This is a genomic window from Pseudanabaena cinerea FACHB-1277, assembly GCF_014696345.1.
GTDB classification, from domain to species: Bacteria; Cyanobacteriota; Cyanobacteriia; order Pseudanabaenales; family Pseudanabaenaceae; genus Pseudanabaena; species Pseudanabaena cinerea.
In genome coordinates this window covers 1-9727 of sequence record NZ_JACJPY010000118.1, presented here as the reverse complement: position 1 = coordinate 9727, position 9727 = coordinate 1, and the positions used below count along the sequence as shown (strand labels likewise).

Annotated in this window: 13 protein-coding genes; all 13 read left to right on the top strand. The window is 39.1% G+C overall.

The window, feature by feature from the left end:
- The coding region (locus H6F44_RS20985; protein ID WP_190353043.1) for a hypothetical protein at nucleotides 1-571 on the top strand (571 nt) is incomplete at its 5' end.
- A gap of 125 nt (nucleotides 572-696) precedes the next feature.
- On the top strand, nucleotides 697-1452 hold the full coding sequence (locus tag H6F44_RS20980) for a ParA family protein (protein WP_190353042.1): 756 nt from the start codon (nucleotides 697-699) through the stop codon (nucleotides 1450-1452).
- Nucleotides 1449-2510 carry a ParB/RepB/Spo0J family partition protein gene (locus tag H6F44_RS23680; protein ID WP_190353041.1) on the top strand — a complete coding sequence of 354 codons (1062 nt, stop codon included), beginning with the start codon at nucleotides 1449-1451 and terminating at the stop codon, nucleotides 2508-2510. Before H6F44_RS20980 ends, H6F44_RS23680 begins: the two co-directional genes overlap by 4 nt.
- Before the next feature lie 155 nt (nucleotides 2511-2665).
- A complete protein-coding gene (locus H6F44_RS20970) occupies nucleotides 2666-3217 on the top strand; it encodes a Panacea domain-containing protein (protein ID WP_190353040.1) in 552 nt (183 codons plus the stop codon).
- A gap of 11 nt (nucleotides 3218-3228) precedes the next feature.
- Entirely contained in the window at nucleotides 3229-3597 is a 369-nt protein-coding gene (locus tag H6F44_RS20965; protein ID WP_190353039.1) for a hypothetical protein, read from the top strand.
- A gap of 183 nt (nucleotides 3598-3780) precedes the next feature.
- A complete protein-coding gene (locus H6F44_RS20960; protein WP_190353038.1) occupies nucleotides 3781-6030 on the top strand; it encodes a Piwi domain-containing protein in 2250 nt (749 codons plus the stop codon).
- Between the two features lie 182 nt (nucleotides 6031-6212).
- Nucleotides 6213-6437 carry a DUF433 domain-containing protein gene (locus H6F44_RS20955; RefSeq protein WP_190353037.1) on the top strand — a complete coding sequence of 75 codons (225 nt, stop codon included), beginning with the start codon at nucleotides 6213-6215 and terminating at the stop codon, nucleotides 6435-6437.
- On the top strand, nucleotides 6434-6772 hold the full coding sequence (locus H6F44_RS20950; protein ID WP_190353036.1) for a DUF5615 family PIN-like protein: 339 nt from the start codon (nucleotides 6434-6436) through the stop codon (nucleotides 6770-6772). Before H6F44_RS20955 ends, H6F44_RS20950 begins: the two co-directional genes overlap by 4 nt.
- A 22-nt stretch (nucleotides 6773-6794) precedes the next feature.
- The gene (locus H6F44_RS20945; RefSeq protein WP_190353035.1) at nucleotides 6795-7202 is read left to right on the top strand and encodes a hypothetical protein; all 408 of its coding nucleotides are present in this window, start codon (nucleotides 6795-6797) and stop codon (nucleotides 7200-7202) included.
- Nucleotides 7203-7207: 5 nt separating this feature from the next.
- Complete coding sequence (locus tag H6F44_RS20940; RefSeq protein ID WP_190353034.1) at nucleotides 7208-7630, top strand: HNH endonuclease; 423 nt, start codon at nucleotides 7208-7210, stop codon at nucleotides 7628-7630.
- A gap of 71 nt (nucleotides 7631-7701) precedes the next feature.
- Nucleotides 7702-8004, top strand: a complete 303-nt coding sequence (locus H6F44_RS20935; protein WP_190353033.1) for a type II toxin-antitoxin system RelE/ParE family toxin — start codon at nucleotides 7702-7704, stop codon at nucleotides 8002-8004.
- The gene (locus H6F44_RS20930; RefSeq protein ID WP_190353032.1) at nucleotides 7991-8296 is read left to right on the top strand and encodes a helix-turn-helix domain-containing transcriptional regulator; all 306 of its coding nucleotides are present in this window, start codon (nucleotides 7991-7993) and stop codon (nucleotides 8294-8296) included. Before H6F44_RS20935 ends, H6F44_RS20930 begins: the two co-directional genes overlap by 14 nt.
- Nucleotides 8297-8509: 213 nt before the next feature.
- The gene (locus tag H6F44_RS20925; RefSeq protein ID WP_190353031.1) at nucleotides 8510-9583 is read left to right on the top strand and encodes a PDDEXK nuclease domain-containing protein; all 1074 of its coding nucleotides are present in this window, start codon (nucleotides 8510-8512) and stop codon (nucleotides 9581-9583) included.
- Nucleotides 9584-9727 lie beyond the last annotated feature (144 nt).

Below are 9727 nucleotides of genomic sequence, written 5' to 3'. Positions count from 1 at the left end.
GCTTTTGGATCTGACTCTGGTTGATCTTGATACGCGATCGCAGTTGCGAATAGCTGGAGAAGCAGTATGTCAGATTGCGGATTTGTTTTGCGATCGCTCTAATTTGTTATTTGAGGAGTTACATTCTCGTGCAGTAAAAGGCGAGCCGATCATGGCTGATGTTGCTTTTGATCGTTATGTACGTCAGTCTATGGTGGTTGACTTTGACCAGTTTATTGAGTCATTACCAAGTTTACTAAGGAAAGCTGGAGAACAAACCAAAGGCGGTAATTCAGTTGTGCAGGAAATTGACAAGGAAACTTTGATTCAATCTTTGGAGCAGGAGAGTTTACTCAGTTTTGAGGAGAAGTTTGAACAAGTGATTAGTACTGCTCATGCTGAAGATGTGTCGAGTTGGATTGAGGCGATCGCGCATTGCATTAACAACCACTTTTCTCCTATGCGTTTATTAGATTTACAAGCTGCTTTGCCTTTGTCAATGGTAGAAATTTGGCTAGGTTTACTTTTGGGCGATTTCAAACTTGAGCAACGGGGAGAATTTTATAATGCAAGCGAGATTTGGATTATTTAGTTAAAGAGAAAAGATAGTTGCGGCGCTTCGCGCCGCAACTATCTTTTCTCTTTTATTTAGCTTTACACCAAGCTAATGTTAAATTATTGGCATACTTCCAATCATTTCAGAGGTTAAAAGTATTTGTGACTAAAACTATAGCTATTTTTAATCAAGCTGGTGGCGTGGGGAAAACTACGCTTACCCATAACTTAGGCTACCAAATAGCTAGACGCGATCGCCGAGTTTTATTGGTGGATATGGACCCACAGTCGTCTCTCACTAAGTTTGTTGGGTTAGTTCCTTCTGAGTTAGCTAAGACAGTTGCTAATGCGATCATTGACGAAGAGTCGCTACCAATTCATAAAGATTTATTAGGAATGGATTTTGTCCCAGCTAATCGTTTTTTAAGCGCTACAGAGATGCAATTAGTCAGTGCTTCCCTACGTGATTTTCGGTTAAAAGATGCTTTGGAGTTGGTGCAGGAGCAGTACGATTATATTCTGCTCGATTGTCCTCCAAGTTTGGGACTGCTAAGTTATATTTCATTAGTTGCCGCAACCCATGTTCTCGTTCCTGTAGAAACTCATCTCAAAGCGTTTGAGGGAACCGATGAGTTATTGCAGACACTCACATATGTAAAAAGTAAACCTAATAAACAATTGCAGGTGATTGGATTTGTACCAACTCGCTACGATGGTCGCAACTCCGCAGATATTCGTACACTTGAAGCAATGAATGAGCAACTCTCTGCATGGGGTAAAGTGTTTGAGGCAATTCCCCGTGCTACCGCATTCGTTGATGCTAGTGAAGAGAGATTGCCTCTAGCAGCTTTACAAGCTAAGCATCCTGCTGTAAAGATTATGGACAAAATTATCGATCATATTGAGAAACTGGCATGACCCGTAAAACAACAAAGCCTTTTAGCGGACGCATCACTGCTCCTAGCGCTCCTTGGCTTGCACCTGAAGTTGATGAATCTCCTGAGCCTAGCGATCGCCCTAAGTCTGAGATTGAGATTCAAATTGCAGATATTCATTTACCACCGAAGCAACCACGTCGTTATTTTGATGCAGAGGCACTGCAAACCTTAGCTACATCGATCGCTCAGCATGGGGTTTTACAACCTCTACTAGTGCGTCCTCGTTCGGCGGGTGGTTATGAACTGGTTGCGGGTGAGCGTCGCTATCGGGCGGCACAGTTATCAGGTTTAACTTCTGTCCCTGTAATTGTGCGAGAGCTAGATAATAATGAGGCTTGGCAAATTGCGCTGGTCGAGAATCTCCAGAGAGAAGACCTCAACCCCATTGAAGAAACGGAGGGGATTCTCGATCTTTTAGCTCTTGAGCTTGTGCGTCCCCTAGATGAGCTCCCTAATTTACTACGTCTATTGTTTAATCAGAATAACCGTAGCAAGAGAGATTTTAGTGATTCCAATAATCTTGACGAGGTTGATAATAACGTTATTATCAATGGCAAGGACGATCTAGCCGAGACTGATAATAACGTTATTATCAGTGGTGAAGACAACAACAATGAGCTTGGCAATGCAACCCTAATCCAGCAAATCGAACGAATTTTTGAACAATTAGGGCGGATGAGTTGGCAGTCCTTTGTGACAAATCGCTTGCCTTTGCTGAAGCTTTCGGAGATTGTGGTTCAGGCTTTGCGTGAGGGGAAGATTGAATATACTAAGGCAAAGCTGATTGCTGGTGTTAAGGATGCAGCGTTTCAAAAGCAGCTATTAGATGAGGCGATCGCTGATGGTCTATCTTTAAATGAAATCAAGAGCAGGATCAAGGAAAGCTCTCAAAAGTCTCTAGCTAGTGAACCAACGGATCTACGTTCTCGGTTTGAGTCTACCTTCAAGGCAGCAAAGTCTTCGCCTGTTTGGAAGGATGCGAAAAAGCAAAAGAAGTTGGAGGCTTTGTTAAAGCAGTTGGAGGCTTTGATTAGTTAATAGGAATGATAGCGATCGCCTTTTTGTCATCAAGAGTTGAGTAAGGCAGAAATAGGCTCGCATAGTGTAAAATACATATAGCCAGTATGTGTTTGTCAAATATACATCAGCCATTAATATCTGAGTGATACATTCTCGATTAGGTAAGTGTTGCTATGGAATACCAATTTAATTTTAATATTGAAAAGGGAATAGAGTCTTTACTCTATATATTAGATCTATTGGAAAAAACGGTTCAGCCAACAATCCATAGTGTTTCTAAAGTTTTATACTTTGCAGATAAGGAGCATTTAGAAAAATATGGGAGGTTTATTTGTGGTGATAACTATTATGCAATGAAGCATGGTCCTGTACCAAGCCAAATTTATAATCTATTAAAATTAGTGCGTGGAGATTTGTCTCCGAGCTTTCAGCCATCAGCAGAAATATCTGAGCAGGTTCTTCATGCTTTCAAGATAGTCGATAAGCATGACATCAAAAAGCTGAGACAGCCTAACACTGATTTTTTGAGTGATTCTGATATGGAATGCCTAAATCATTCGGTAACGAAATATGGAGGTTTATCTTTTACAAAGTTGACAGAGTTAAGTCACGATCGCGCATGGGAATCTGCGGATGAGAATGATCTAATCGATGTGGAAGATATCATCAAAACTTTTGATAATTCTATAGAAATTCTTGAGCATCTGCAAAATCCGCATCCCTAAGTTAGAACTTTATGCCAGCAAAGTGGGAGATATTTTATGTGCAATCATGCCGCCATACTAAGCCAAATCCAAAAGATAAGTTTGTTTTAATTGCATATACCGATCCTTCGCCCTATGGATTTCTAATAAATTCAAAAGTTAATAGGTATTTTGAAAATAGACCTTATTTGCTATGTTGCGAGGCAGAAATTATTGCACTTGAGCATGAGTTTCTAAAATATAATTCCTATGTTGATTGTACGGCGGCTTTTCCTTTTAATAATGGTGAGTTGGTAAACTCAAGAGGGTTTTTGAGTGCTGCTGGACAGGCTGAGGTAATTAAAGCGGTGGAGTTATGTCCTGTGTTGGAACGTATACATAAAAAGAGGATTTTAAATTAAGGCGATCGCCTTTTGTCATCATCAAGGGCGATCGCTAACAGAGCCTTGCAAACAAAAATAATTGCCTCAAACATCAAAAGTTAAGTAAGGAAGAAATGGGCGACGAGTTATAGTAAGATCTCTAGATGCTTTTAATTTCCTGAAATTTAGATATTTTTTAAAAATATTAGAATAAAAAGAAAAATGTCACTTAGAGAACTTAGTTTTGTTAGTCAAGCTCCTATTACATCATTACCTTTTACTCGTTACCGCATTAAGCTTACTCAAGTAGTTGAAGCATCTGAACAAGCTAGGGCATTGGGTAAACTTGCTAGAGAGTTAGAGTGGCAATATAAGTCTCCTATTTTGGCTGATTCAACTAATAGCAGCATTCTGAGTTCTATATCTTTATCAAGCAGCGATCAATATGAGATCCTTAGCACAGAGTCCATTGATCTTGCCAGTCCAAGTTATGAGAGATTTTTCTTTGAACTCTGTAATTCCGCAATTATAGATGCATTTAAGAAAGTGAAAAATCCTCCACGTATTGATCGCTATAAAAAAAGAGTATATTCCAATGAAAGTTTTAGCCTAGAAAGAGAAGAAAATCGAGATAACGAGGATACTGCCTCAAATATTGATTTGGCTCTTGAAACTCAGAAACAAGACAAAATTGAAGGGCAAAAATATTTAACTTTTGATTTTGTTAGAGATCAAAATCAATACTTAGTTCTAATTCTAGATTTTGCTAGTGAATATCACTCTCGGTTGACCATTGATCAAATTGGTTTATCAAACCTAGAAATCGGGCAAAAAATGGTTCATATCTATGATGGGAAAATTTGTGATTTTATAGGTATTGCAGAAGAAACGATTGACACCAAAATAGTGGATATTGGAAACAATAGTTTGCTTGAATACCATCATCAAAAAAGGAACCTTTCCGATCAAGATTTGGAAATGATTGTTAAAGATTCTCCAGCAGTAAAAGTTAGTTATCCATCATCTAAAGGCAAGTCATTTGAAGCTTTACATATTCCTCAACTTTTGAGAACAATTTATGATCGCAGTCAGTTTGATGATGATATATATCATGATAATCTATGGAATATATCGAAAAAAGTGCATAAAGCTTTTGAAACAATTAGCTTTCTTAATCAAAGAAATCGATTTCAGCTACTAAACCAACCTATTCAATTTTCAACAAAATTGAGAGAATTTGCTCCGAAAGTTTGTAAGCTATTTCCGTCTGGTAGCAAAGCTAATAATTTAGATTTTGGTAAGCATCCAAATTCTGAACAAAGACTTGCTGTTTCATATCCTAGAGCAGGTTTAGATAAATATTATCTACTAGACAAGCCGAATCAATCAGTCAAGTCGGTTTTACTATATCCTCTAGAATGGAAGACAAAGGCTAAAACTTATAGTGACAAATTAAAAGATGAACTTAATAAATTTGGGATTACACTACTGATTGCTCATCAAGTCTACAATCCTAAAGATAAAGTAGAGATTCGCCAAGTATGTCAAAAGCTCAAAGAATGTGACTTTGTGTTTGCTTGCGTACCAAATGAATCAGAATTTAGTCAAGATTCTAGTGCTGATCCTTACAAGATTATTAAAAAGCAATTAGTTCAGCGCAAAATTCCATCCCAGATGATCATGAAATCTAGCCTTGATAAAGGATGGGATAAATACACAGGACACAACTTGATTATTGGTATCAATGCTAAGCTCGGTCACGCTAGTTGGTGTATCAAAGAAACTACAGGTACAGCAAAATCATTTATAGGCTTAGATGTGAGTCGTAAAGATGGAAAAACCGTTGGTGCATCAGCTTTTGTACTAAATGCTCATGGTCAACTAATAGATTGGGCTGCTAGCGACTTTCAAGCTTTTCAAGAAAGTTTCGATCCAGAGATTCTAGAGAATCTATTACTTGATTTTTTTAGTGCATATCCAACTAAGCACTTGGTAATTCATCGTGATGGCAAATTGCAAGATGCAGAATTTCAAGTTCTCGTGAAAATCAAGAACGAACTAGCTTCTAATGGTTTGGAAAAACTTGATGTAGTTGAAGTAATTAAATCAGGATTTTGCAGAGCCGTTTGGTTGCAACATATAGATGGAGTTGATACTTATACTAATCCTAAAAGAGGATGGGGATGGGTACATAGTCATAATGAGGCAGTTATTTTAACCACTGGTGATCGTGAAGCTAAAGTCAGTCCTAATAGTTCTCCTCGTCCACTAAGAATTAAGCAAAGAATGGGAGATACAGATCTCTTAACTTTGGCTGAACAAGTTTATTGGCTTAGTGAAATGCAAGTAGGCTCTACCCAGACAATTCGTTTACCAATCACAACCTACTACGCAGATCGAGCAGCCGAATTTGCCCAAGAGGGACTTTTACCTCGTGGAATTCAAAGAGATAAACGACTATGGTTCTTATGATTATTTTGTACATTTATCTTGTGTAAATGCTCCCTTGTCTTTACTGAATCAGGAAATTTTAATCGAGAAAAATATGGCTGAAACAGTCGTTTTACAAATACCAGAAGCATTGTAACAACGCTTAGCGATGCAATACCATACAACCCATTTATACTAGAAAAAAGTGTTAGGTAAATACTCAAATGCCAGAATTACTGAAAAGAATCACCATTAACCCCAGACAATGTAGCGGTCGTCCCTGCATTCGTGGCATGAGAATTCGCGTCTCAGACATTCTCGATTTATTTGTAGCTGGACTCAGTGCCGAAGAGATTTTAGAAGAAATGCCCGATTTAGAAAGCGATGACCTAAAAGCTGCACTAGCCTATGCATCCCGTAAACTCAATCATCCCGTATTAGTCGCATGACCATCTGGATTGATGCCCATTTATCACCAGCGATCGCCCCTTGGATCTCTAGAACCTTTAACATAAGCGCCTTCGCTTTACGAGATCTGGGTTTAAGAGATGCAGAAGATCCCGAAATTTTTGAAGCAGGTAAAGCTCAAAAAATTATTTTTATGACCAAAGATAGTGATTTTGTCGATCTAGTTGAACGTCTCGGATCGCCACCGCAAATTATTTGGTTGACGTTTGACAATACTTCCAATGCCCAATTGAAAGAAATTCTGACTGCTACTTTACCAAAAGCATTAGAAATTCTAGCTACAGGTGAATCATTAGTAGAAATTAGCGGAAATTAAATTTAAGGTTATCGAGAAAAATATGGCTGAAACAGTTACCTTACAAATACCAGAAGCATTATACCAACGCCTAGCGATCGCGGCAGGAGCAACCCAGCGATCGCTAGAAGACATAATTTTACAAGCCTTACAAATTGGTAGCCCACCCACATGGAAAGACGTACCCGAAGAATTTCAAACCGACCTTGCCAGCTTAGATCGACTTGATGACGATTCACTATGGCAAATTGCCCGTAGCCAAAAAACACAGTTGGAAATGGAACGCTACGAATCCCTATTGTCAAAACAACAAGATACATCGCTTACTGATTCTGAAAGATTGGAATTAGATACCCTCCGTAGAGATGGCGATCGCTTCATGTTACGCAAATCCCAAGCCGCCGCAATCCTAAAATGGCGTGGTCATAATATTCCCAGACTAGCAGGATAGATTTTGTGTCAGGCTATATTTCTCAAAATCTGCGATCGCAAATAGAATCAATTGACCATAAGCGTTGCTGCTATTGCCTCACAACTGAAGCAAATAGCGGTATGCCCATGACAATCGATCATATTCAACCAGTTTCAAAAGGAGGACTGAATACCCTTGAAAACCTATGTCTTGCCTGTCGAACTTGCAATGAATACAAATCTGACACCACAGAAGCGATCGATCCATTAACAGGCGAACTTGTAGCTTTGTTTAATCCACGAAAACAAAATTGGAAGGAGCATTTTCAATGGAATAATGATGCATCTCAAGTTGAAGGTTTAACAGCGATCGGACGTGCAACAGTTATCGCGTTACGGATGAATAATGCTGTCATTGTCGCTACTCGTAAACGTTGGTTTACAATTGGTTGGCATCCACCAGATTGAAATAATTGATTTTATAGCCTACAAAGGATAAACTTAGTTTTATACCCTAAAAAGGATAAAAGCATCAGACCATGCTAATCCACCCATCCAAAGAACTAGCCGAATATCTACGCGATCGCCAAGCAAGAGCTAGAATTAAAGCACGACTTGATCGAGTTGAAAATGGAAACTTTGGAGACTACAAGCCTGTTGGATCAGGAGTCATAGAACTCAGAATTGACTACGGACAAGGTTATCGAATATATTTTGCTCAAGCAGGAGAAACCATAGTTCTTTTGCTATGTGGCGGTGACAAAAACACCCAAAATCAAGATATCATCAAAGCAAAGCATTACTGGGTAGACTTTCAGAAGAGAGAAAATGCCAACCTATAAAAGCTATCATTCTTACCTAATTGAGTCCTTAAAAGATCCTCTAGAAGCTGCTGCTTACTTAGATGCAGTCCTAGAAGATAGTGACTTTGAACATATTTTATTGGCTTTGAAAAATGTTGCAGGAGCTCAACAAGATGTTACTAACAATTCAATAAACAAAAAGCTGAATTTAGATCTCAACTCTCAACTATTTCCAAACCAACAGCCCAGCGAGTTAATGACAATTGCTAAATTGTTAAACCAATTAGGGCTAAAACTCTCAGTAACTGTTCAGGAAAGACAACCTGCTTGAAATCACTTTATATGAATTATAACTGAAACAGTTATTTTCAAAATCCAGAGCCATCGTACCAACGCCTAGCGATTGACGCGATCGCCATGATAATTTTAGAAGAACTCGAAGATGAAATTCAATGGAATATTTCAGTTGAACATTCTCAAGACGTACTAGCAAAACTAGCTAAAGAAGCAATGTTTGAGTATCATGCAGGCAAGACTCAAGAAAATGAACGAAGCCGATCACAGCCCATCAACAATCACCCAAAATATCCAAGAAACAGCGCAAACACTTTTTAGCGAAATTCGTCAGCTTATTGATGCCGCCAAACAACGCGCCGCCGTTGCCATCAATGCCGAAATTACTCTGCTCTATTGGCAAGTTGGCGATCGCATTCAAACTGAAATACTCCAACGTCAACGCGCCGAATATGGCAAACAGGTTATAACAGAACTTTCGCGACACCTCACCCAAACTTACGGTAAAGGCTGGAGCGAAAGACAACTGCGCTATTGCATCCTGATCGCCGAAGGTTTTCCCGATCGAGAAATTCTGCATACACTGTGTGCAAAATTGAGTTGGTCACATCTCAAGCTAATTATGGGCATAGATGACCCACTAAAGCGCAATTTCTACATCGAGATTACACAACTCGAAAATTGGAGCGTTCGCCAACTACAAGAACGCATCAACTCCATGCTATTTGAGCGCACCGCCATCTCCCGCAAACCTGAAGAAACCATTCGCCATGATCTAGAACAATTACGCGAAAACAAGCAAATATCACCCGATTTACTACTAAAAGATCCCTATATCCTCGACTTTTTAGATATAAGCGATCGATACCTCGAAAAGGATCTAGAAGATGCCATCTTGCGAGACATCGAGAAATTTTTACTAGAACTTGGCGCAGGATTCACATTTATCGCAAGACAAAAACGTATCCAAATTGATAACGATGACTTTTATATTGACCTGCTGTTCTATAACCGCAAACTCAAACGCCTTATTGCGATCGACCTCAAACTCGGTAACTTTCGCCATGAATACAAAAGCCAAATGGAACTCTATTTACGTTGGCTTGCCAAATATGATCAAGAGAGTGACGAACTACCACCATTAGGAATCATTTTATGTGCAGGTAAAAAGCAAGAACAAATTGAATTGCTCGAACTAGACAAAAGCGGTATCCATGTCGCCGAATACCTCACCGTATTACCACCCAAAGAATTACTTCAAGCAAAACTCCAACAAGCGATCGCCTCGGCTCGTCGTCGATTACCTTCGTTAGAACAGAATTGATATATTTTTCTGCGATCGCCGCAGGAGCAACACAGCGATCGCTATCAAGATTCTATTTCTGCAATCTTGCGTAAAACTTGCCATACTACCTCTAACTCACCCCGATTAACCAAAGGAGCCAAAACCTGAGACATCGCATATTGC